Raw genomic sequence first — 22,337 nt, 5'->3', positions numbered from 1 at the left:
CAAAATCCAAAAAAAATCTTATTTTAATGTCAGCCTAAAACCTTATCCAACTCTTTACTATCAGAATAAACACTTAGTATTTTACGCACCCATTCCTGATTATATAAATACCCATCAAAACCTTCGATATAACCACAGTATTTCCCTTTTAGAGTTTTATCTACATGAGATGGTCTGACATCAAAATGCTTCCAAAACTTTGCATGAGTACTAAGATTAAAAGACTTATGTTTTTTTTGAACCAACTCAACTACCTTTTTAGGTTTCAACTTAAATTGATTTTCCACTCCTTTGATGAAAGCAATACCAGTGTCAAATTTCTCAAGTTCATCTTCGGTGAGATTATTAACATTGATAAACTCTATAGAAATATCAGAACTTGATGCCTTTTTACCTATCAAGGGGACTAACAAAGCTCTGAGTCGATATTGTTGACTTTCTAATATCTCTTGCTCCAAGTCTCTTTTATAATCCTCGATATATTTCTTAACAATAGTGAAATTTTTTGATTGGACTTTCTTCAAAGCGTCGATCTGCGCTTGCTGAGACATCCTTGTAAGTTGCATTGCAAGAGATAAGTTTACCATTAAAGCATTTTCATCACCAAATTCGTTAATGAGAATATCTTCAAAGTTATTTATTGAAGCCTGGCACTCACCAAAAGTTAGTGTATCTATTTCAGGGAGACCTCGGTGTTCAATGATATTACGTAAACCTATTAAAAAAACACATTCGATTTTTCTGGGGTATTTCTTCCAAGCCAATATTTTTCACAGCAGGTTTTCAGTTCCCACGCTTTTTTGTCACCATCAATAATTTTATGAGAGCCATCATCATTCAAGTAAAAATAATCAACACCTCTTTTTGCGAATATAGCATGAAATAATGATGTATATGCTATAACCACATTAACTATAAAACCATGAGTTTTAAACTCTGTAAATGGATTATTGTAAACAGAAACAGCAAGCATAGCGAACTCTCTTGCTTTTTTTTAAATTAATGCTTCGCTCACTTTTGGCCGGTTCAACGCTCTTCTGACTATGAAGATTTCTGAAGTCTTCCTTACTTAAGTATTTTAATCCAAGTGTGGTATATTGAGCGCCATCCCTTGATATATATTTACTCCATCTTTTAGTTGGATATGTTTTACATGTCTGAACTTTCCAACCAGTAGCCACTGCTAACTCAGCAATAGTAAAAAATTCTTGCCGATTTTCCTTTCCTACTAAAAAATCAAAAGCCTTATCAACCTGATCATATTTTTTCATACAACATCCCTATTTAACTCTTAAAGATGAATGTCTTTTTAGATTGGTCTGCGAAAATTTTTTCGCAAACAAATAAAAAGACATTGTACATTCTAAATATATTATTTTAATGTACTTACATCACACATAAAAGATAACAACTCGCCATACCACTGCATCATCTCCCTCCTCCCATCCAGATACTGCGCATGGTTATACGTCCCACGAATTGAGTTCTTATCGACGTGAGCCAGCTGTAACTCAATCCAGGCCGAATTGAAACCCTGCTCATGCAAAATGGTACTCATCGTGTGGCGGAATCCATGCCCTGTAACGCGCCCGGCATAGCCGATACGCCTGACCAACACAGTCAATGCCATATCACTCATCGGTTTCTTAGGATTATTACGTCCTGGGAACAGCAACGCTCCTGCTCCCGTCATGGGTTTAAGCTGATTAAGTAGGTCAATTGCCTGGCTTGATAACGGAACCAGATGAGGGCGGCGCATTTTCATGCGTTCCGCTGGTACATTCCAAACCTTTTTCTCAAAATCAAATTCCTGCCACTCCGCTTGCCTCAACTCCCCAGGCCTTACTCCCGTTAAAATAAGCAATTGCATCGCAATCTTAACAAGTACACTACCAGCATAGGTGTTGAGAGTCCGAAGAAACTCAGGCAATTCATCCTGGGTTAAAAAAGCATAGTGCTCTTTCTCATGAGTAGTCACGGCGCTGGCTAGATCAGGTGCTGGATTGTATTCGGCCCTGCCAGTCACAACAGCATACTTCCAGACCTCTCCACAGCGCTGGCGAACCTTACGGACCTTCTCAGTTGCCCCTCTTGCTTCTATCTTTGAAAGAACAGCAAGCAACTCCATCGGCTTGATATCTTTGATTGGCCGGTGACCGATATAAGGGAACACATCCTTTTCGAAGGTTCTCAGCATCTCTTCGCGGTAGGAGACAGACCAGCGGTCATAGCGACGCTGATACCACTCCCGCGTGATAGCCTCAAAAGAGTTTTCTGCGTCTTGTTGACGACTAAGTTTCTCAATTTTCCGTTCAAGAGAAGGATCGTTGCCAGCCGCTAATGTCCTTTTAGCATCCTCTCGCTTGCTTCTGGCTTCAGCTAAAGAAACATCGGGGTAAACGCCAATAGCGAGCAGCTTCTCTTTACCTAACGAACGGTATTTGAGACGCCAGTATCTTTTACCATTGGGATTAACCAGCAGGTAAAGACCACCACCATCAGCGAGTTTGTAGGGCTTATCTTTAGGTTTCGCAGTTTCAACCTGACGAGCAGTCAGCTTCATTGGGGGTACCTCTCAGCAGGGGGTACAATTATACCCCCATCCATACCCCCACATTGAGCTTGACCCTGGGGGAGTACAATTGAGTTCAATAGACTAATAGAATGCTATAACTGCTGATTTATCAAGGGAAAATTGAGTTTAGTAGACTTCAGGAGACTTGAGTTTGGAGCGGGCGAAGGGAGCCGAGGACAAGTAGCTAACCTTCTGTTTCTTAAAGACAGGTGAATCCGTCTGGTTACACTTATGGTTACACATTGAGTGATCTCTGGTCAATACCCGCAGTTAGATTCCCATGGCAGGAATAGAACCTGAGGTGAGACGTACCGCCCTTCTCCTTTAGAAAGAGGCATACGCTGTGCTATCTCGATAGCTGTGACTGCAAGAAGCAGTAACGGGGGGAATTACTCACAAGGGAACTATTACATATCCCCTCAGATTTTTGTGGTGATTTCTTAAAACTCCTCCACTACGTAATACACCAGAAGAAGGACCAGATAGAGCAGCATCAGGTTTGACATAGTGCCTCCTTGCCCTTATTTGATATGTTATATCATAACAGTTAATAAACCCTCAGAGTCTCCTCCAAGGGTTCATAGGGTTAGTCTTCAAACTTCAGGACGTGGACCAACGGATAACTAGCAGCCGCCTCAGTGTCGAACGCCCCGGCCTTAACCTTAACGGTACCCGTTGCCATGACATCTAGTGCGCCTACCAGTTCGACGTCATAGCCTGCACGGTTAGCGTCACGAGTAACCAACACGTTAACGAGGTCGCCACTACGGGTTGAACGGAAAGATAACATAGCGTACTTCTTCGGTAGAATGATAACACCACGGTCATCACCACTGTAAGGCGCAACGGCAGTGCCTACCAGTTCGCTAATCTCGGTCATACCCGCTTTCTGGGCTGCACGATTGAGGATAGCTTCGTACTTCTCTGGGACCAGTAGAGTGTAATCGGTCAGTGAGGAGCCAAGGTAGAACGGCAGGTTCACCGCTACAGCATCCAGAATGTCATCGGCTTGTGCTGACGCTTTGCCAGACAATGCGCCCACTTTGGTTGACTGAAGGTCTGGAGCATCCAGCAGCACATCGACAACTTTAGAGGTCATGTTACGCAGATACTGGTCAACCATATCGGTAGCCGTAGCCATCAGACCAGCGCCAGTCCAGCCGCCCATCATCGCAAAGTCGGACACATGGGTAATCGCTGAACACAGAATACCAGTTTCTTTAGCGTCCTTATCGGCAATCACAGGGTTAACCATCAGGGTCTGACCGCCTTTCACCTTAGTGGTCGGGGCGTTCTTCGCTGGGTTATACACGCCGTTGGACAGGAAGCGGACGGTGCGATCGGTCAGGGTCTCACGGTTAATCGGAGTCGGTAGAGTAGCAAATGGGCGCTGCTCACAGGGGAATACTTCGGTATTCAACCCATCGATAAAATCACCATCATTAAGCGTCTCATCAAGTGCAGACTCAAGGGCCTGAACGTAATCAGTCACGTCATTACCGAATGCCTGCGGGCGGCCTGAGCGGTCAGTGAAGCCAACATTCATGATCTCGCCTGTACCGTCAGCCTGAGAGATAATCTCGGTGCGCGTCGTATCAGTACCAAAGACGCTATGCGGAATCTTGTTGCCTTCTTTATCCAGCAGGTGAGCGCGGAGTTCGTCGGTGTGTTTAATCTTTGAATTGTTCGAGTCGATACGTTTTACTTCTGGCATGGGATGCCTCCTTGTATTTAATTTGAATGAGATTGATGTTGGTAGCGGTATGGCACCATGAGTTCTGACCCACAGTGCCATGAGTGGGCGTAGCCGTTGAACTTACAGACCGAATGCAGCGCCTTTACGGCTGAAGCGACGCTCAAGGTCTGCCTTACGTTCCTTACGCTCTGCGGCCTCTTTAGCGATTTCTTCAGGGGTTGCATACATAGCGGCGATACGCTGACGGTTACGCTCGTTTTCAATGCGCTGACGCTCAGCCTCTCGGCGTGCCTCTGCGTTGCTCTCAGCCCACGCTCGGGAATACGCCCCGTAGTCATTAGCGTTAAGACCAGCAGCGTGCAGGGAAGTCAGGATGGCGTGTGCCCCTGTGCTCAGGGCAGGTAGACCATTCAGCATTGAGGTCACTACAATCTCAGTGAAATACTTGGTGGACATCTCTTGACCGAAGACCAGCACGGTCTCTTTGTCGGCGCTCAGGTTGATGTCGAGCTTACGGTATGAAATAGACATAATTTGATTCTCCTTTGAAATGGTTGAACTTATCGGTCTCGCAGGCACGGCTAGCCCTACGGTCTCCCCGCGTCGGTCAGTTCAAAAGAGTGTTGTTTGTGGTGGTGCGGTGGTTTACTTGAAGTCCATCGGGGTCAACCCTTCAGCGGTCGCCATGAGACACAGCGCACCTTTCGAGTAATACATATCGGGCCGGGTGTGCTTCGGTGGGAGACCCAACGCGGCTACGAGTATGGCTGTAGGCACATCCAGTAGGCGCATAGCTTTACGGCCTTCGGGTGTCCGTGGGTCAATCTTCACGTCTACACTGTAAGTAGGCGGTAGGTCTGGCGGTAGGATCTTCACGATTACAGACCCTCATTTTGAGGAGCTGTACTAGCGACATCCAGTAGGTGCTTCTGCTTCTCGGCGTCTGTACCGTGAATTTCGATAACCTTTCCGCGCATCTTTAGGACATGCTCAGGTTGACCAAAGAATTCCAGTCCCTTGGCGTTGAACCGAATGTTAATGCCGCTCGGGTTGAATCGCTGGTCAGTTTGTAAGTATCCCGGCAAAACGAACCATTCACTTTTAGAGATCTTCCGACATACTGATAATGTCCCCTGAGGAGATCGCTATGCGTAAGATCCGATTCACTGAACACCAGATCATCGCCGTTCTGAAGTCCGTCGAAGCCGGACGTACCGTCAAGGATGTGTGCCGTGAGGCCGCTATTTCGGAAGCCAGCTATTACAACTGGAAGGCGAAATATGGCGGGATGGAAGCGGCCGATATTAAAAAAATCAAAGATCTTGAGGATGAGAATCGACGTTTAAAACAGATGTTTGCTGATCTCAGCCTTGAGTGCCGGGCACTTAAAGACGTCATCGAAAAAAAGCTTTAAAACCAGCGATAAAGCGTGAACTCGTCAGCTATCTGACGGTGCAATTTGCCATGAGTTTACGCCAGGCCTGCAGGACGTTATCGCTGAGCAGGACGGTGTATTTTTATCAGCCCGATACCCGGCATGATGAACCAGTGATCCACGCGCTGACTGAGCTGGCAGAACGCTATCCGCGCTACGGTTTTAAGAAACTGTTCCAGCTGCTGCGCAGGCAGGGTAATACCTGGAACCATAAACGTGTTCACCGGATTTACTGCCTGCTGAAACTGAATTTTCGCCGCAAGGGAAAACAGCGGCTGCCTGTGCGTAATCCCGCACCACTGGCGACACCGCAAGCGTTAAACCAGAGCTGGTCCATCGATTTTATGCACGACGCGCTGGTCTGCGGCAGACGCTTCCGAACCTTTAATGTGGTGGATGATTTTAACCGTGAAGCACTGGCGATAGAAATCGACCTGAATATCCCGGCTCAGCGAGTCATCCGGGTGCTGGACAGGATCGTGGCAAACCGCGGCTACCCGCTGAAAATGCGGATGGACAACGGGCCAGAGCTGGTCTCGCTGGCGCTGGCACAATGGGCCGAAGAACATGGCGTACAGCTCGAATTTATCAAGCCGGGTAAGCCGACACAAAATGCTTTTATCGAACGGTTCAACCGAACATACCGGACAGAAATCCTGGATTTTTACCTGTTCAGAACACTGAATGAAGCACGGGAAATTACCGAGCGCTGGCTGATGGAATATAACAACGAGCGGCCTCATGAATCCCTGAATAACCTGACACCGGAAGAGTACCGGCTGATGGCTGAAAAACCGGAACTCTCAAAAAGTGCATGGAACTGAAGCAGGGGTGCTTACAAGTTGGCTTGATGACCCGGAAGTATTCCGCATATTTTGGATTGACTGACCATTCACCACTGACGGGGTGGACCTGAAAGAGCTTTCGTTCCCGCTTGAGGATGTTCATCAACTTCTGAGCAGGTAGACCATGCGTCTTGCAGTAATCGCCCCATGTTACACCACGGCGGTTAGCCGACTGTACGGCTGCGCGTTTCTGCTGGTCTTCCAATCGGAGGACTTTTTGTTCAAGCATCTGAATGTGGTCGTAGCATTTAGCGCGGAGTTGGACGGAATACCCAGAGACCAGAATAAAGGTATGCTTCCGGTCGAGTCGGTACATGCTATATGTTTCGCCATTCTGGGTATTAACGTAGGTGTCCTCAAAACTGAGGAGACCCCCATCCGGATATATTTCATCAAGCATCTTACGAACATCGCGAATAACGTTGTCGTGTCGCTTACCCGTCAACTCCGCGATTTCTTTTGAGGTCATCGAGATAAGCTGGTCAAGATTGATAATGTTCATTTACGTGTACTCCTTATGTGACGCCTCTATGTTCGCACCTACCGCCAGCCAACCAGACCCCACGTAAAGGAAACTGTCGGTAGCATAAAGGCGTTACATAAAGACTGGTTTTAATAACGGTCTGCGATGACCATGGATAGGTGAGGACCAATCGGACGAACTCAGGGGCGGCACGTCATGTGTGACCGGAGACCCTGTATGATGTTCAATGGCTGGCGCAGCTAGCACTGCTGGTGGTGGTGCGAGTGGCGGTAAATCCGCACCAGAAGCGTCTCTGGGTTCATGGCCCAAAGCTGATACACACGATGTTGCCAGTTGTCTGGCGTTGATTACTACCTAAAGATTTCACAATGAGGTACATCAGCGTAACGGCAAGGAGTCATGCCCAGAGTAGGCTTCGGGTGAGGACTGACGGCTGTACAGAAAGTAAACCATCTGTTGACAGCGAAGAGGTATTCAGACCGTCTCCTTATAGTGTGCCCTAATTCTCCAAGGGCTGACCGCTGGAGATACAGAGGACTGTGAGTGGCCCAGAGTATGGTGATTATTAATGGTAAATATCATCACCTCTTTAAGTTCACTTTAGGCAATACTTAAAGCTCTAATAGTTATCTTTTAATTAATCTATTATTTAAACTATAAGTATCTTAATGGTCTTTAAGTAAACTTTAAGTTAGCCCCTGTAGGCTCGTGTCTATTATTGGTATAAAGACTATTTGCTATTCACTCATCGACTGACCTAGAAGAACCGGGAAGCAGTGACATAATGTCTCCGCTGTGTTCGTCTGTATGTGGTCATCCCGCCCCTGAAAGAATGCGATGAGTTACGGTTAAGGAATGCTGATTGCCAGCAGTGCTAGCTGCGCCAGCGTGAAGTGTGCATAGGGACAGTGAGTGTCATCATAAAATTTATTTCTCACTGTCTCCCTATAGTGCTACCTAATTCAAAATGCTTGACACATGGTCAATTCTTAAGGCGATTTGGCGTATCTCCCTATAGTGAGTCGTATTAGACTTCCCCCTATAGTGTGCCCTAATTCCGAAGGACTATCCGCTAGCCTTGCCGTCCCGCTTTTCGATGCCTTGCCGTGGACCTTCAGGCATACTCTGGAACATCGCTTCGATTTCTTTAGGTCTGGTGATGCGGTCATCAACAATGATATTCAATAACTTAAAGAGACCATGTGTTAACTGAGGGTCATCATCAAGGCTAATCTCTCCGGGATGCACGGCCTGATTACCAACGATACGACAAATGTCAGCAGCTTGTTGGATACGCACAGGCAATCCTTTCTCAACGAGAGACTTAATGTCTGCGTTAATGTTGTTCCCCGGTTCACCGAGATGGCGCATGAGTTTCTGTAAGCACAAGCGGAGTAGCGCAGCGGCACCTTTAGGAGACAGATTGATTATGCTTCTGGCTTCCATGTAGTCAGCCTTACAGTCTTCCGGCATGTCTGGATTAGGTAATTCAACATTACCAGCCGCAGGGACTATCATTTTTTCTTGGCACCAATAGGCACTATCACCACAATGTGAACATGAAGACATCCGAAACGGCGTATCTTTTACACCAAGATTTTGACCGTTGCCATACAGAGTGCGCCAAAATTGTCGCGCATAAACTCCACAATATGGACAATTAAAAGCCTGATATTCAAAAACTGCCGGATGATAATCAGCCATTTACTACTGTCTCCTTATAAACATCAGCAAGAACGTTAACCAATCGGTCTACCTCAACCTCTTTAGCGTAGCGGTCATAAGTAATGGACCCTGAGCTATGCCCCATAATAGCCTGAGCGTAAGCCAACTCGACGCCATGCTGTTTTAACTGAGTGGCGACCGTATGTCTAAACGAGTGGAACGCCAAGCCGTCACGGTCAGTAATAACCTTAGGTAACAACGTTCTGTTAAACCACTTGCTCACCTGCTCACCGTAGCCGTTCTTCATGAGACGCAGGCCATCGAATACCATAGCATCTTCACCCCCCGCGTTCCTACGGGCTTCTAACAGGTCCATAAAGTCAGCCAATACAAAACCGTAGGCACCATCAACCAGAGGGACACAGCGATCACTGTGGGCGTTCTTAATGCTCTTACCGGGCAGGCTGCTGTCATCCTCATTGATATGAATATAAACGGTCCCGGCCTCAGTGACCCTGACATCTTTTACCTGAAGTTGAGCTACTTCATTGAGTCGCGCACCAGTGATAGCCGCCAGCACCGTAACGTAATAGTGATAAGGCTTGCCTGAGGCCTTCTGAGAGTATGCCTTAGCGGCAACCAGCAGTTGCCCTACCTGCTCCGTAGAGAAAGCGTTACGGGCCTCTGAGGCTTTACGCTGGGGAACCTTGAGTTCCAGCCCCTCAGTCATATTCTTTTTAATCAGGTCATTACGCACAGCCCACTTAAAGACCGCCGCCATCTTAATGAGATATTTATTGTTGATGGTGACTACGTCCAGACAATCTGTTTTCTCTTCACGGCCCAGCAAGTCAACCAACGGGGCATCCTTGAAGCGCTGCTTACGGTTCTTCGGTAACTGCTGGAGGACATCACGGACTCTAAGCACGTCAGCGCGTGTTACCGTATTGGCGTCAGCACCAAGACCCAGATAGTCAAAGATTTCGATTAACGCAGCGTGAGACGATTGGTTTTCCCTTAAGGTAGCAGGCTTCCAGTTCTGAGCGTTCTCCGCTTCATACTGCTCAAAGAGGCTAGCCACAGTGACGCTTGGTGTGACTGCTAGTGCAGCTAGCGCTGCTGGTTTTACCTCAGGAGCACTAACAGATAGGGACACAGAGGCTTGGTCATCCTGCCGATCAATACCATCAAAACGATCGACGTAATCTATCAGTGACTGACTGTCTCCCGCTTCGATACGCTTCATGCAAGCCTTGAGTACCTTCAGGGCCTCATTGATGTAGCGATGCTGGTCAATACTCAGCGGTTCACTAGCCAGAGCATCGGTAAGGTTCTCACCAAGTTCACCGTACTGGTCCCGATAGATGTCCCTCATGTCCGGCTCGAAGAGGTCAGAGCGTCCCGCTGAAAGTTCCCACTCCGCGATATCCCGTAAGTGTTTCCTCATATCCTCGTAGGAGGCTGTAGGGTTATCCGCATGGATTGCCTTGAGTGCTGCCTTAATGTGCCGGGAGTGAGCCATAGCGGTGCGTCTATCCTTGGTCCTTAATGAAACTGAGGTCATTCTATCATTGTTTGATTGTCTAACTCGAAGGCGAAAATAGTAGACGCCGTTACGCTGGTAAAGGTAGGTGTAGGAATTGAGCATGTACTGAGACCCTAGGTCCGCTCACTTTGTCAACATAAGGACGTAGCTTGGTCGCTACAGGGTTACAATGTTGGTTACAGTGAGTAAAACTATCGGAAGGCTTAAAGCCGTATCCCTTAGGATTCAGTAAGTTGGAATACTTTAAGAAAGGTCATGGAGCGGGCGAAGGGAATCGAACCCTCGTATAGAGCTTGGGAAGCTCTCGTTCTACCATTGAACTACGCCCGCGAAGAGGTGCGAGAAGCATTATAGCCCTTACGCACCCTGTGGCAAGCCCGCCGGATACTGACTGGCGATAAAATAACCTTTTAGCACTTGGGTTTACTGCCCTGCGGCGGCAGATAGCGCAGCGGATCGATGGCCGTCGCCCGATAGCGGATCTGGAAATGCAGGCGCACTGAATCGGCATCTGTACTGCCCATGGTGGCAATTTGCTGGCCGGCTTTCACGCTCTGACCGTTATTCACCATCAGCTTATCGTTGTGGGCGTAGGCGGTGATGTAATCCTCGCTGTGCTTAATCATGATCAGATTACCATAGCCGCGCAGCTGGTTGCCGACGTACACCACCTTGCCCGCCCCAGCGGCATATACCGGTTGCCCGCGGGTCCCGGCAATATCAATGCCCTTATTGCCGCCATCGGCGGTGGAATAAGGCAGGACCACTTTGCCGCTGGTCGGCCAGCGCCAGCAGCGCTGTCCCACCGGCGGCCAGGAGGACTGAGGTACCGCGGAAGAAGGCGTAGCCGCCGCAGTGCGAGTGGAGGAAGATTTTTTCTTCGTCGTCTTCGCCGAACTGCTGCCGTTAAGCTTCAGCTTCTGCCCCACTTCGATGGTGTAAGGCGGCGAGATGTTATTCAGACGGGCGAGATCGCGAACGCTGGTGCCGGTGGTGCGGGAGATTCCATACAGGGTATCACCGCGTTTGACGGTATAAGTGGCACCAGAATCGGACGTACTGGAGCAGCCGGCCAGCACCAGGCTTGCCACCAGCATCAGTGATATATAAACGCGTTTCATCATCAGGCATCCTGCACTTAACACAACCACTTACCTCGCAACCAGGGCGAATATCATACCAGTCCATGCAACAATCCCCAATGCTCTACGCTTTTTCTCTGATCTCTACTCCCTCGGCGCGATAAACGGATAACCCCCGGCGATAATATCCATCAGCGCCGGGAGATACGGCATCGACGGCAATTTCACCAGCGCCGGATAAAATATCTGCGGTGAGGGGAAGACATCAACCACATAGCAATGAGGCAGTTTTTCGGCATTCACTTCCGAAGATGGCAGCAATGTCGCCGCTTCCAGCCCGTCTTCCAGCCAGTCGAGGATCACTCCGGGCTGGGTAATATGCATAATCACCTTCGCGCTAACGCCGGATTTACGGAACAGGTCCATGAGCATTTCATAGGTGCCGGAATCTTTCGCCCGGTGCAGCAGCACCAGCGGCATCGCCGCCAGCGCATTGTAGTCATAGGGGTTGGAAGGCGGCTGCGACAGACATTTTTTATTAATGACCGCTACCAGTTTAATGGGGTCGAAGGAGATATAATCGAAGCCTTCGCTGCGATAAGGCCGCTGTATTAACGCCAGGTCGATAGCACCTTCATTTAATAATGTTTCCAGATGACTTGAGTCGGTCACCGAGATATTTATCGCGGTCTCAGGGTTGCGCCGATAGAGCTCCATTAATAAAGGCTGGAAATAATTCTGATACAGATGAGTTAAGCCAATACGTACTTCCACACGGGCCTTTTGCGCAATATCAGCCGTCTCGCGGGCAGTATCCTCAACCTGGCGTAAAATTTCACAGCCTTTCCGATATAAGAAATACCCCGCTTCCGTCGGTTCAATGCGGTTGCCGCGGCGCTCGAAAAGCGAAACCTGCAGCTCTTCTTCAAGCTCCTGAATCCGCTTGCTGAGCGGTGGTTGCGCCATGTTGAGCGACTTCGCCGCCTGACTCACCGAACCGTGTTCCACTACCCGGCAAAAATAGCGTAAGCGTTTAAGATCCATGACCGACCTCATTAATTATCTTCCGGGCAGTATCACACTAACGCTGAGAAATAAAAAGCCGCGTCAAATTCACCATATTGATTAATTGTTCATTAACATTTTTTTAAAACCAACTTTTTTGATCTACTGAGCATCCGGTAAACGGTATTTGTTTAATTTATCGAAGAAAAATATTGTGCGCTTAGCAAAATTGCTTTTCAAAGGAACACTCATGGCAAACTCAGATAAAAAAACACCGTCACCGGTACATGATTTACGTTCGGCTCTGGCGCTGTTAAAAACGCTGCCGGGCGAATATGTTGAAACCGATACCGAAGTCGATCCCCATGCCGAACTCTCCGGCGTTTACCGCTACGTGGGCGCCGGCGGCACCTGCCAGCGTCCAACACGCAAGAACGGCCCGGTCATGGTCTTTAACAAAATTAAGGGCTTCGACGATATCAGCGTAGCCATCGGTCTGAACGGCTCGCGCCAGCGCGTTAGCCAGTTCCTGCAGTGTGAGCCGGCAAAACTGGGTCATTTGCTGAAAGATTCCGTTGAAAATGCTATTGCCCCAACCATGGTGCAGGGCGCGGCGGTATGCCAGGAAGTGGTTCACCTCGCCAGCGATGCTGATTTCGATCTGCGTAAACTGCTGCCTGCGCCAACCAACACCGAAGAAGATGCCGGCCCGTATATCACCATGGGCCTGTGCTACGCCTCCGATCCGCAAACTCGTGAATCCGATATCACCATTCACCGCCTGTGTGTTCAGAGCCGCGATGAGCTTTCAATGTGGCTGACGCCGGGTCGTCATATCGATGCCTTCCGCATGAAAGCTGAAGCGGCGGGCCAGCCGCTACCTATTTCGATCAGCATCGGCGTGGATCCGGCTATCGAAATCGCCGCCTGCTTTGAGCCGCCGACTACCCCGCTGGGTTTCAACGAGCTAAGCATCGCCGGCGCGCTGCGTGGCCGTGCGGTGGAGATGGTGCAGTGTAAAACCATTAATGAAAAAGCCATCGCTCACGCTGAAATCGTTATTGAAGGCGAGCTGCTGCCGAACGTGCGCGTGCGTGAAGATCAAAACACCCATACCGGCCGCGCGATGCCGGAGTTCCCGGGCTATACCGGCGAAGCCAAAGAGGCGATTCCGGTCATTAAAGTCAAAGCTGTCACCCATCGTATCAACCCCATCTGGCGCACCACCGTCGGGCCAGGCGAAGAACATGTCAACATGGCCGGGATCCCGACCGAAGCGAGTATTCTCGATATGGTAGAACGCGCCATGCCGGGCAAATTACTCAACGTCTTCGCCCACTCGGCAGGCGGCGGCAAGCTGCTGGCGGTGCTGCAATTCAAAAAGTCGTCTCCAGCCGATGAAGGCCGCCAGCGCCAGGCGGCGCTCCTGGCGTTCTCTGCCTTCCCTGAGCTGAAGCATGTCATTCTGGTGGATGAAGACGTTGATATTTTCGATAGCGACGACGTGCTGTGGGCGATGCAAACCCGCTACCAGGGTGATGTCGATACCGTAATGATCCCGGGCGTGCGCTGCCATCCGCTCGACCCGTCGCAGGTGCCAGAATACAGCCCGAGCGTGCTGCAGCAGGGAATGTCGTGCAAAACCATTTTCGACTGCACCGTACCGTTCCATCTGAAACACAACTTTGAGCGCTCTAAGTTCAAAGCGGTTGATGTAAAACGTTTCCTGCCGGACTTCGAATAAGGGCGATGACCATGACACCACGCATCATCATTGGCATTAGCGGCGCTTCCGGGTTCCAGTACGGCGTCAAAGCGCTGGAACTCTTGCGGCCACTGGCGGTAGAGGTTCATCTGGTGGTCTCCAAAGGCGCGGAAAAAACCTGCGAACTGGAAACGGATTACCGCTTAGACGACGTGATGGCGCTGGCTGACGTGGTACATCCCATCAACCACCTGGGCGCGTCCATCTCCAGCGGCTCGTTTAAAACGCTGGGGATGTTAGTCGCCCCCTGCTCGATGCGGTCATTGGGCGCTATCGCCCATTGTCTCACCGATAATCTGCTTACCCGCGCGGCGGACGTAGTGCTTAAGGAACGCCGACGGCTGGTGCTGCTGGCGCGCGAGACGCCGCTTAATCTCGGCCATATACGCAATATGGCGGCGGTGACCGAGATGGGCGGCATCATCTTTCCGCCGGTGCCCGCGCTCTATCAGCGTCCGCAAAGCGCAGATGACATTATTACCCATAGCGTAAACCGCGCGCTTGACCTGTTTGGCCTGGAGGTCAATAACATCCCACGCTGGGGTGAAGGCGAGCTGCATTACGCGTAACAGGAACTCGCAATGTTAATTGGTCCGTATGTAAATGGTTCCGCCGTGATTATCGGCGGATTAATTGGCGCAATGGCCGGAGGCAAACTTCCGGAACGCGTCAAAACAGCTCTGCCGATGACCTTTGGTCTCTGCTCCGTCGGCCTGGGGATCACCCTGGTGCTGAAGGTGAAATATATGCCGGCGGTAGTGCTGGCGATGGTACTCGGCGCTTTCCTTGGCGAACTGTTGCACCTGGAAAAACGTATCGGTCGCGCGGCGGGATCAACGCGTGGGTTGATTAATAAAGTCCTGCCCCCCGTTCAGGGATTAGGTCACGAAGAGTTCACCGAAAAATTCGTGGCTATTTTGGTCCTGTTTTGCGCCAGCGGTACCGGTATTTTTGGTGCCATGACCGAAGGTATGAGCGGCGATCCATCGATCCTGTACATTAAAACGATCCTCGATCTGTTTACCGCCGGGATCTTCGCGACGCTGCTGGGTTACGCGGTGATGACCATCGCTATCCCGCAGATTGTGATTCAGGTGGCGCTGGCGATGCTGGCAGTGTTTATTCTGCCGATGATCACCCCGTCAATGATGGCGGATTTCTCCTGCGCCGGTGGATTGCTGATGGTGGCCACGGGATTACGCATCTGCAACATTAAGCTTTTCCCGGTCGCCAACATGCTGCCAGGGCTTGTTTTGGTAATGCCTTTCTCCCATTTATGGGCTACCCTAGTGGCCTGAGTACATGACCCGGCGGGTTTGTGCCGGGTCATTTTTTATTTTCAGGAGTCGTTATGGCCGGGGAACACGTCATTTTGCTGGATGAGCAGGATCAGCCTGCCGGTATGCTGGAGAAGTATGCCGCCCACACGCTCAATACCCCTTTGCACCTCGCGTTTTCCTGCTGGCTGTTCAATGAGCAGGGACAGTTTCTGGTCACCCGCCGTTCACTAGGCAAAAAGGCCTGGCCCGGGGTGTGGACCAACTCGGTCTGCGGACACCCCCAGCAGGGCGAGACCTTCGAGCAGGCCGTTACGCGCCGCTGTCGCTTCGAGCTCGGCGTGGAGATTGCCGATATCGCGCCGATTCACCCGGCCTTCCGCTACCGGGCGGTTGCCCCGAACGGCATCGTTGAGAACGAAGTATGCCCGGTATATGCCGCGCGCGTGGTGAGTGAGCTGCAGCCTAACGACGATGAAGTCATGGACTATCAGTGGGTTGACCTGCCAACCATGTTAAGCGCGCTGGCCGCCACGCCGTGGGCGTTCAGCCCGTGGATGGTACTGGAAGCGGAAAACCAGGACGCCCGCCAGGCGTTGATCGGTTTCGTTGCACGCCTGCGCGCGTAAGCTGAATATTCTCCAGGCCAGGCGCAGCCTGTACCTGTCATCACTGCCCGGCGGCGCTACGCTTGCACAGGCCTACGGCTCGCCGTCGCATAGCCCGGATAAGGCGTTTACGCCGCTATCCGGGACTCCCCGCTACGCCAGTCTTCGGACCTCACATCAGACATAAAAAAACCCGGCAAGCCGGGTTTTTTGCTTTTCGCGAAGGGCGATTATTTCTGCGGACGCATTGCCGGGAACAGAATAACGTCGCGGATGGTGTGGCTGTTGGTGAACAGCATGACCATGCGGTCGATACCGATGCCCAGACCCGCGGTCGGCGGCAGACCGTGTTCCAGCGCGGTGACATAGTCTTCATCGTAGAACATCGCTTCGTCGTCGCCTGCGGCTTTCGCATCAACCTGATCCTGGAAACGCTGCGCCTGGTCTTCGGCGTCGTTCAGCTCGCTAAAGCCGTTACCGATTTCGCGGCCGCCGATGAAGAATTCAAAGCGGTCGGTGATTTCCGGATTCACGTCGTTACGGCGCGCCAGCGGAGAAACTTCCGCCGGGTATTCGGTGATGAAGGTCGGCTGAATCAGGTGTGCTTCCGCCACTTCTTCGAAGATCTCGGTCACGATACGGCCCAGACCCCAGCTCTTCTCAACTTTGATGCCGATAGACTCAGCGATCGCTTTCGCAGAATCGAAGTTATCCAGATCCGCCATCTCGGTTTCCGGACGGTATTTCTTGATCGCTTCGCGCATGGTCAGTTTTTCGAACGGTTTGCCGAAGTCGAACACCTGGTCGCCGTAAGGCACTTCGGTGTTGCCGAGGATGTCCTGCGCCAGGGTGCGGAACAGGGATTCGGTCAGCTCGATCAGATCTTTGTAATCCGCGTACGCCATGTAGAGTTCCATCATGGTGAACTCAGGGTTATGACGAACGGAGATCCCTTCGTTACGGAAGTTACGGTTGATCTCGAAGACGCGTTCGAAGCCGCCGACCACCAGACGCTTGAGGTACAGTTCCGGCGCGATACGCAGGTACATGTCCAGATCCAGCGCGTTATGATGGGTGATGAACGGACGCGCGGAAGCACCGCCCGGGATCACCTGCATCATCGGGGTTTCCACTTCCATAAAGCCGCGGCCAACCATGAACTGACGGATGCCCGCCAGGATCTGCGAACGCACTTTAAAGGTCTTGCGGGATTCATCATTGGAGATCAGATCGAGGTAACGCTGACGATAGCGCGCTTCCTGATCCTGCAGGCCATGGAATTTGTCCGGTAACGGGCGCAGGGCTTTGGTCAGCAGACGCAGCTCGGTGCAGTGGATAGACAGCTCACCGGTTTTGGTCTTGAACAGCTTACCGCGGGCGGCAATGATGTCGCCGAGGTCCCATTTTTTGAACTGATCGTTGTAAACGCCTTCCGCCAGGTCATCACGCGCCACGTACAGCTGAATGCGGCCACCAACGTCCTGCAGGGTCACGAAGGACGCTTTCCCCATGATACGACGGGTCATCATGCGGCCAGCAACGGCCACTTCAACGTTCAGCGCTTCCAGCTCTTCGTTTTCTTTGCCATCGAAGTCAGCGTGCAGTTGGTCAGAGGTATGGTCACGACGGAAATCGTTCGGGAAAGCGACGCCCTGCTCACGCAGCGCAGCCAGCTTCTCGCGACGGGTTTTCAGTTCATTATTAAGGTCAATTGCCGCGTCAGCGCCCTGTGCTTGTTGTTCAGACATGTTGGTTCCTCATAACCCTGCTTTCAAACTTGCTTCGATAAATTGGTCCAGGCTGCCATCGAGCACCGCCTGAGTGTTGCGGGTTTCCACCCCGGTACGCAGATCTTTAATACGCGAGTCATCCAGCACGTAAGAGCGGATCTGGCTGCCCCAGCCGATATCGGACTTGTTGTCTTCCATCGCCTGCTTCTCGGCATTTTTCTTCTGCATTTCCAGCTCATAAAGCTTCGCTTTCATCTGCTTCATGGCCTGGTCTTTGTTCTTGTGCTGCGAACGGTCGTTCTGGCACTGCGTCACCAACCCGGTCGGGATATGGGTAATACGCACCGCGGATTCTGTACGGTTAACGTGCTGACCACCGGCGCCGGAGGCGCGATATACGTCAATGCGCAGGTCGGCCGGGTTAATTTCGATATCGATATCGTCTTCCACTTCCGGATAAACAAACGCGGAGCTGAAGGAGGTATGACGGCGGCCGCCGGAATCGAACGGGCTCTTACGCACCAGACGGTGAACACCGGTTTCAGTACGCAGCCAGCCGTAGGCGTAATCGCCAATGATCTTGATGGTCACGGATTTAATCCCCGCGACTTCACCTTCGGATTCTTCGATGATCTCGGTCTTAAAGCCGCGGGCTTCCGCCCAGCGCAGGTACATGCGCATCAGCATGCTGGCCCAGTCCTGGGCTTCGGTGCCACCGGAACCGGCCTGAATATCGAGGTAGCAATCGGCGCTGTCGTATTCGCCGGAGAACATGCGGCGGAACTCAAGCTGCGCCAGCTTCTCTTCCAGCGTATCCAGCTCGGCGACGGCTTCGTTGAAGGTTTCTTCGTCGTCCGCTTCCACGGCCAGATCCAGCAGGCCGGCAACATCTTCCAGCCCCTGGGACATCTGATCCAGGGTATCTACGATGGCTTCCAGGGAAGAACGCTCTTTACCCAGCGCCTGGGCGCGTTCGGGTTCGTTCCACACGTCCGGCTGTTCCAGCTCGGCGTTTACTTCTTCGAGACGCTCTTTCTTGGCATCGTAGTCAAAGATACCCCCTAAGAACGTCGGAGCGCTCCGTGAGGTCCTGAATGCGGTTTTTTACCGGATTTATTTCAAACATGGTCGGTTTCTTTTAATGGATTTGTCAAAATGCGGTGATAAGAGCGGAATTCTACCGGATTCGCGCCCTTATTCCTACACTGTTGTCAATTTGGCCAGAGGTGATCGATGATCAGCTGCAGGCTGCGGTTGCCGCGGAACTCGTTGATGTCGAGCTTGTAGGCTAACTGGACTTCACGCACGCCGTTGTCGGGCCAGATGGAAGTATCAACGTTGAAGGCGATACCGTCCAGCAGCGGGCCGCCGTCAACCGGCTCGACCATCACCTTCAGGTGGCGCTCGCCCACCAGCCGCTGCTGCAGCAGGCGGAAGCGACCGTCAAACAGCGGTTCCGGGAACATCTGCCCCCATGGCCCGGCATCGCGCAGCATCTGCGCCACTTCCATGCTCATCTCCGCCGCCGTCAGCGGGCCGTCGGAGACCACTTCGCCCTGCAATAATGCGGGATCCAGCCATTCGGTCACCAGCTCGCCGAAGCGCTGTTGAAACTCGTCAAAACGCGCCTCTTCCAGCGAAAGCCCCGCCGCCATCGCGTGGCCGCCGAACTTCAGGATTAGCCCAGGATAAAGCGTATCAAGGCGCTCCAGCGCATCGCGCATATGCAACCCCTGAATGGAGCGACCGGAGCCTTTCAGCGTGCCGTCGCCGGTGGGCGCAAAAGCGATAACCGGGCGATGGAAGCGCTCTTTAATGCGTGATGCCAGAATGCCAACGACGCCCTGGTGCCACTGGGGATGGTACATCGCCAGTCCGCCGGGCAGAGTATCGGCGCTGCGCTCCAGCTGCTGACAGAGCGTTAGCGCTTCGGCCTGCATCCCCTGCTCAATCTCTTTGCGCGTCTGGTTGAGCGCGTCGAGCTCGTTGGCCAGCACCCGCGCTTCGCCGATGTTATCGCATAGCAGCAGCGCCACGCCGACCGACATATCATCCAGCCGTCCCGCCGCGTTCAGGCGCGGCCCGAGGGCAAAACCGAGGTCGCTGGCCGCCAGCTTTTGCGGATCGCGGTTGGAAATTTCCAGTAGCGCCTTAATGCCGGGCCGACATTTGCCGGCGCGAATGCGGCTTAACCCCTGCCAGGTGAGAATACGGTTGTTAGCATCCAGCGGTACCACGTCCGCGACGGTGCCAAGCGCCACCAGATCCAGCAGCTCGGCGAGGTTTGGCGCAGCGATGCCGCGGGCCTCAAACCAGCCTTTATCGCGCAGGAAAGTGCGCAGCGCCAGCATCAGATAAAACGCCACCCCCACCCCGGCCAGTGATTTCGACGGGAAGTCGCAATCGCGCAGGTTGGGATTAACGATGGCCTCCGCCGCCGGCAGCGTATCGCCCGGCAGGTGGTGATCGGTCACCAGCACCGGAATGCCCAACGCATGGGCGTGATCGACACCGGCATGTGACGAAATGCCGTTATCAACGGTCATGATCATCTGCGCGCCGCGAGCGTGCGCCTGATCGACCACTTCCGGGCTTAAGCCGTAGCCGTCTTCAAAGCGGTTCGGCACCAGATAGGAGACGTTGTTATATCCCAGTGCGCGCAGGGCCAGTACGCTTAGCGCGGTGCTGGTGGCGCCATCGGCGTCAAAATCGCCGACCACCACAATATGCAATCCTTTCAGGAACGCGTCATGCAGCATCTCGACCGCTTTTTCAACGCCGGTAAGCTGCGTCCACGGCAGCATGCCTTTGACGCTGCGCTCCAGCTCCTGCGCGCTGCGCACCCCCCGGCTGGCATACAGCCGCTGCAGTAGCGGCGGCAGGCCGGCGGGGAGTTCGACGCCGTCAACCGCCTCGCGGCGGCGTAGTTGTATCTGTTGTTTCACGCGAATCAGTTACCGCTTGTCTGTTTTTTATGCTCGTCAAGGAACGCCTTCAGCTCTTTCGGCCCCTGATAGCCCGGCAGCACCATGCCGTTGCTGAGGACCATCGCCGGCGTACCGTTGACGCCCATCTGCACGCCGAGGGTGTAATGTTTGGCGATATCCACGCTGCAGCTCGCCGGCTGCACGCCTTTGCCGCTCATGGCGTCATCCAGCGCTTTGTTACGATCTTTCGCGCACCAGATGGCCTTCATGTCCTGCTCCGCCTGGCTCTGCAGTCCCTGGCGCGGGAAAGCCAGGTAGCGCACGGTGATCCCCAGCGCGTTGTAATCGCTCATCTGCTCATGCAGCTTGTGGCAGTAGCCGCAGGTGATATCGGTGAAGACGGTAATGACGTGCTGCTCCTTCGGCGCTTTATAGACGATCATCTCGTTGCTCAGCGCGTTCAGCTTACCCAACAGCAGCTGGTTAGTGACGTTGACCGGCTGCGTGCCGCTCACGTCGTACATCGGCCCCTGGATGACGTGCTTGCCATCGTCGGTAACGTACAGGACGCCGCTGTCGGTCAGCACCGTGCTCATCCCGGAAACCGGCGACGGTTGAATATCGGTGCTCTGCACACCCAGCTTCGCCAGCGACTGTTTGATTGCCGCGCTATCGGCATGCGCCGCCCCCGAAAGGGAAGCCGCCAGCAGGGTGAACATCAATAAACCTTTTTTCATACTCAGTCCTTTTATTCAGCACTCACGCCCGCGGGTGGTGCTGTTGATGAAGTTGTCGCAGACGCTCGGTCGCCACGTGGGTGTAGATCTGCGTGGTGGAGAGATCGCTGTGTCCTAACAGCATTTGTACCACGCGCAGGTCGGCGCCATGATTGAGCAAATGCGTGGCGAACGCATGACGCAACACGTGCGGGGAGAGCTTTTCACTGTCGATCCCCGCCAGTACGGCGTAGTGTTTAATGCGGTGCCAGAAGGTCTGGCGCGTCATCTGCTGGGCGCGCTGGCTGGGAAATAAGACATCCGACGCCACGCCGTTCAGCAGCCAGGGGCGGCCATACTCAAGGTAATTTTCCACCCACAGTACCGCCTCCTCCCCCAGCGGCACCAGCCGCTCTTTGTTGCCTTTACCGATAACCCGTAGTACGCCCTGACGCAGGCTGATATCACTCATCGTCAGGCCCACCAGCTCCGAGACGCGCAGGCCAGTGGCATACAGCACCTCCAGCATCGCTTTATCGCGCAACTCCAGCGGCTGCTCCACCAGCGGCGCCTGCAACAGGCGCTCAACCTGCGCCTCGCTGAGATCTTTCGGCAGCCGCTGCGGCAGCTTTGGCGAGGCCAGCAGCGCGCTGGGATCGTCCGGGCGAATTTTTTCCCGGTACAGATGCTGGAAGAAACGACGCACGGCGCTCAGCAGGCGCGCCGTGCTGGTGGCTTTGTAGCCACCGGACTGCCGCTCGGCCAGCAGCGCCTGCAGATCGTCGCTGCCGACGCTGGCCAGCGACAGGCCGCGGTGATGCAGCCACTCCACGAGCATCGTCAAATCGCGGCGATAGGCGCTGAGCGTATTCTCCGCCAGATTCCGCTCCAGCCAAAGGGCATCGAGAAACTGTTCGATTCGTGCCAGATCCTGTTTCACATCGGCCTCTTTGTTCGTTAAACGCTCTCATTATGCCTTAA

Annotated in this window: 20 protein-coding genes, 1 tRNA gene and 1 pseudogene; 5 read left to right on the top strand and 17 right to left on the bottom strand. The window is 52.6% G+C overall.

The window, feature by feature from the left end; all coding sequences use genetic code 11:
- Window positions 1–29: 29 nt before the first annotated feature.
- The 6 genes from B8P98_RS31540 to B8P98_RS04265 all read right to left on the bottom strand — a co-directional run bounded on the left by B8P98_RS31540 (window position 30) and on the right by B8P98_RS04265 (window position 4,802).
- Complete coding sequence (locus B8P98_RS31540) at window positions 30–764, bottom strand: DUF3644 domain-containing protein (RefSeq protein ID WP_227673368.1); 735 nt, start codon at window positions 762–764, stop codon at window positions 30–32.
- The gene (locus B8P98_RS31535) at window positions 719–973 is read right to left on the bottom strand and encodes a DUF3644 domain-containing protein (protein ID WP_227673369.1); all 255 of its coding nucleotides are present in this window, start codon (window positions 971–973) and stop codon (window positions 719–721) included. The genes B8P98_RS31540 and B8P98_RS31535 overlap by 46 nt, the downstream gene beginning before the upstream one ends.
- Window positions 948–1,271 carry a hypothetical protein gene (locus B8P98_RS31530; RefSeq protein ID WP_016239714.1) on the bottom strand — a complete coding sequence of 108 codons (324 nt, stop codon included), beginning with the start codon at window positions 1,269–1,271 and terminating at the stop codon, window positions 948–950. The genes B8P98_RS31535 and B8P98_RS31530 overlap by 26 nt, the downstream gene beginning before the upstream one ends.
- Before the next feature lie 101 nt (window positions 1,272–1,372).
- A complete protein-coding gene (locus B8P98_RS04275; RefSeq protein ID WP_095032746.1) occupies window positions 1,373–2,563 on the bottom strand; it encodes a tyrosine-type recombinase/integrase in 1,191 nt (396 codons plus the stop codon).
- Window positions 2,564–3,161: 598 nt separating this feature from the next.
- On the bottom strand, window positions 3,162–4,289 hold the full coding sequence (locus B8P98_RS04270) for a hypothetical protein (protein WP_023286857.1): 1,128 nt from the start codon (window positions 4,287–4,289) through the stop codon (window positions 3,162–3,164).
- Between the two features lie 102 nt (window positions 4,290–4,391).
- The gene (locus B8P98_RS04265) at window positions 4,392–4,802 is read right to left on the bottom strand and encodes a DUF6971 family protein (protein WP_095032745.1); all 411 of its coding nucleotides are present in this window, start codon (window positions 4,800–4,802) and stop codon (window positions 4,392–4,394) included.
- Window positions 4,803–5,418: 616 nt separating this feature from the next.
- Between B8P98_RS04265 and B8P98_RS04250 the strand changes: the two genes are divergently transcribed.
- Window positions 5,419–6,530, top strand: a protein-coding gene (locus B8P98_RS04250) for an IS3 family transposase (RefSeq protein ID WP_087812879.1) whose coding sequence is annotated in 2 segments (ribosomal slippage) — window positions 5,419–5,680 and window positions 5,680–6,530 — 1,113 coding nt in all. Because the reading frame shifts where the segments join, the coding sequence is not laid out codon by codon here.
- A 16-nt stretch (window positions 6,531–6,546) separates the two neighbouring features.
- On the opposite strand, the pseudogene B8P98_RS04245 reads toward B8P98_RS04250, so the two are convergent.
- The 6 genes and pseudogenes from B8P98_RS04245 to B8P98_RS04220 all read right to left on the bottom strand — a co-directional run.
- Window positions 6,547–7,053 (bottom strand): annotated as a pseudogene (locus B8P98_RS04245) (Rha family transcriptional regulator); the annotation flags it as partial.
- A gap of 1,047 nt (window positions 7,054–8,100) precedes the next feature.
- Complete coding sequence (locus B8P98_RS04240; RefSeq protein ID WP_000796417.1) at window positions 8,101–8,739, bottom strand: DUF4145 domain-containing protein; 639 nt, start codon at window positions 8,737–8,739, stop codon at window positions 8,101–8,103.
- Window positions 8,732–10,348, bottom strand: a complete 1,617-nt coding sequence (locus tag B8P98_RS04235; RefSeq protein WP_095032743.1) for a site-specific integrase — start codon at window positions 10,346–10,348, stop codon at window positions 8,732–8,734. Before B8P98_RS04235 ends, B8P98_RS04240 begins: the two co-directional genes overlap by 8 nt.
- 154 nt (window positions 10,349–10,502) lie before the next feature.
- Window positions 10,503–10,576, bottom strand: a tRNA-Gly gene (locus B8P98_RS04230).
- A gap of 80 nt (window positions 10,577–10,656) precedes the next feature.
- Window positions 10,657–11,370 carry an amidase activator ActS gene (gene actS / locus B8P98_RS04225; protein ID WP_095032742.1) on the bottom strand — a complete coding sequence of 238 codons (714 nt, stop codon included), beginning with the start codon at window positions 11,368–11,370 and terminating at the stop codon, window positions 10,657–10,659.
- Between the two features lie 102 nt (window positions 11,371–11,472).
- On the bottom strand, window positions 11,473–12,372 hold the full coding sequence (locus B8P98_RS04220; protein ID WP_025712481.1) for a LysR family transcriptional regulator: 900 nt from the start codon (window positions 12,370–12,372) through the stop codon (window positions 11,473–11,475).
- A 211-nt stretch (window positions 12,373–12,583) separates the two neighbouring features.
- Here B8P98_RS04220 and B8P98_RS04215 point away from each other — a divergent pair, with 211 nt between their 5' ends.
- From B8P98_RS04215 to idi, 4 genes are read left to right on the top strand one after another with little or no spacing between them, the layout of a single operon-like run.
- Window positions 12,584–14,077, top strand: a complete 1,494-nt coding sequence (locus B8P98_RS04215) for a UbiD family decarboxylase (RefSeq protein WP_025712482.1) — start codon at window positions 12,584–12,586, stop codon at window positions 14,075–14,077.
- Between the two features lie 11 nt (window positions 14,078–14,088).
- Complete coding sequence (locus tag B8P98_RS04210; RefSeq protein WP_025712483.1) at window positions 14,089–14,667, top strand: UbiX family flavin prenyltransferase; 579 nt, start codon at window positions 14,089–14,091, stop codon at window positions 14,665–14,667.
- Window positions 14,668–14,679: 12 nt separating this feature from the next.
- Complete coding sequence (locus B8P98_RS04205) at window positions 14,680–15,396, top strand: DUF554 domain-containing protein (protein WP_025712484.1); 717 nt, start codon at window positions 14,680–14,682, stop codon at window positions 15,394–15,396.
- Between the two features lie 53 nt (window positions 15,397–15,449).
- Window positions 15,450–16,004 (top strand): isopentenyl-diphosphate Delta-isomerase, encoded by a 555-nt coding sequence (gene idi / locus B8P98_RS04200; RefSeq protein WP_080924660.1) that lies wholly within the window; start codon window positions 15,450–15,452, stop codon window positions 16,002–16,004.
- A 209-nt stretch (window positions 16,005–16,213) separates the two neighbouring features.
- Here the strand turns inward: idi and lysS are convergent, their stop codons facing one another.
- From lysS to xerD, 5 genes are all read right to left on the bottom strand, one after another.
- Window positions 16,214–17,731 (bottom strand): lysine--tRNA ligase, encoded by a 1,518-nt coding sequence (gene lysS / locus B8P98_RS04195; protein ID WP_002916299.1) that lies wholly within the window; start codon window positions 17,729–17,731, stop codon window positions 16,214–16,216.
- Between the two features lie 9 nt (window positions 17,732–17,740).
- A protein-coding gene (gene prfB / locus B8P98_RS04190; RefSeq protein ID WP_095858446.1) for a peptide chain release factor 2 occupies window positions 17,741–18,839 on the bottom strand; the annotation gives its coding sequence in 2 pieces (ribosomal slippage) (window positions 17,741–18,763 and window positions 18,765–18,839; 1,098 coding nt in all).
- 85 nt (window positions 18,840–18,924) lie between these two features.
- Window positions 18,925–20,658: a single-stranded-DNA-specific exonuclease RecJ gene (gene recJ / locus B8P98_RS04185; protein WP_025712486.1), complete on the bottom strand. Its 1,734-nt coding sequence runs from the start codon at window positions 20,656–20,658 to the stop codon at window positions 18,925–18,927.
- A gap of 5 nt (window positions 20,659–20,663) precedes the next feature.
- Window positions 20,664–21,377, bottom strand: coding sequence for a bifunctional protein-disulfide isomerase/oxidoreductase DsbC (gene dsbC, locus B8P98_RS04180; protein ID WP_080897037.1), 714 nt, complete (start codon window positions 21,375–21,377; stop codon window positions 20,664–20,666).
- Window positions 21,378–21,399: 22 nt separating this feature from the next.
- Entirely contained in the window at window positions 21,400–22,296 is an 897-nt protein-coding gene (gene xerD / locus B8P98_RS04175; protein ID WP_025712488.1) for a site-specific tyrosine recombinase XerD, read from the bottom strand.
- Window positions 22,297–22,337: the final 41 nt, after the last annotated feature.

The organism is Klebsiella quasivariicola, assembly GCF_002269255.1.
Taxonomy (GTDB): domain Bacteria; phylum Pseudomonadota; class Gammaproteobacteria; order Enterobacterales; family Enterobacteriaceae; genus Klebsiella; species Klebsiella quasivariicola.
Note: the sequence above shows the minus strand (reverse complement) of the source record. Positions and strands in the feature narration are given on the sequence as shown.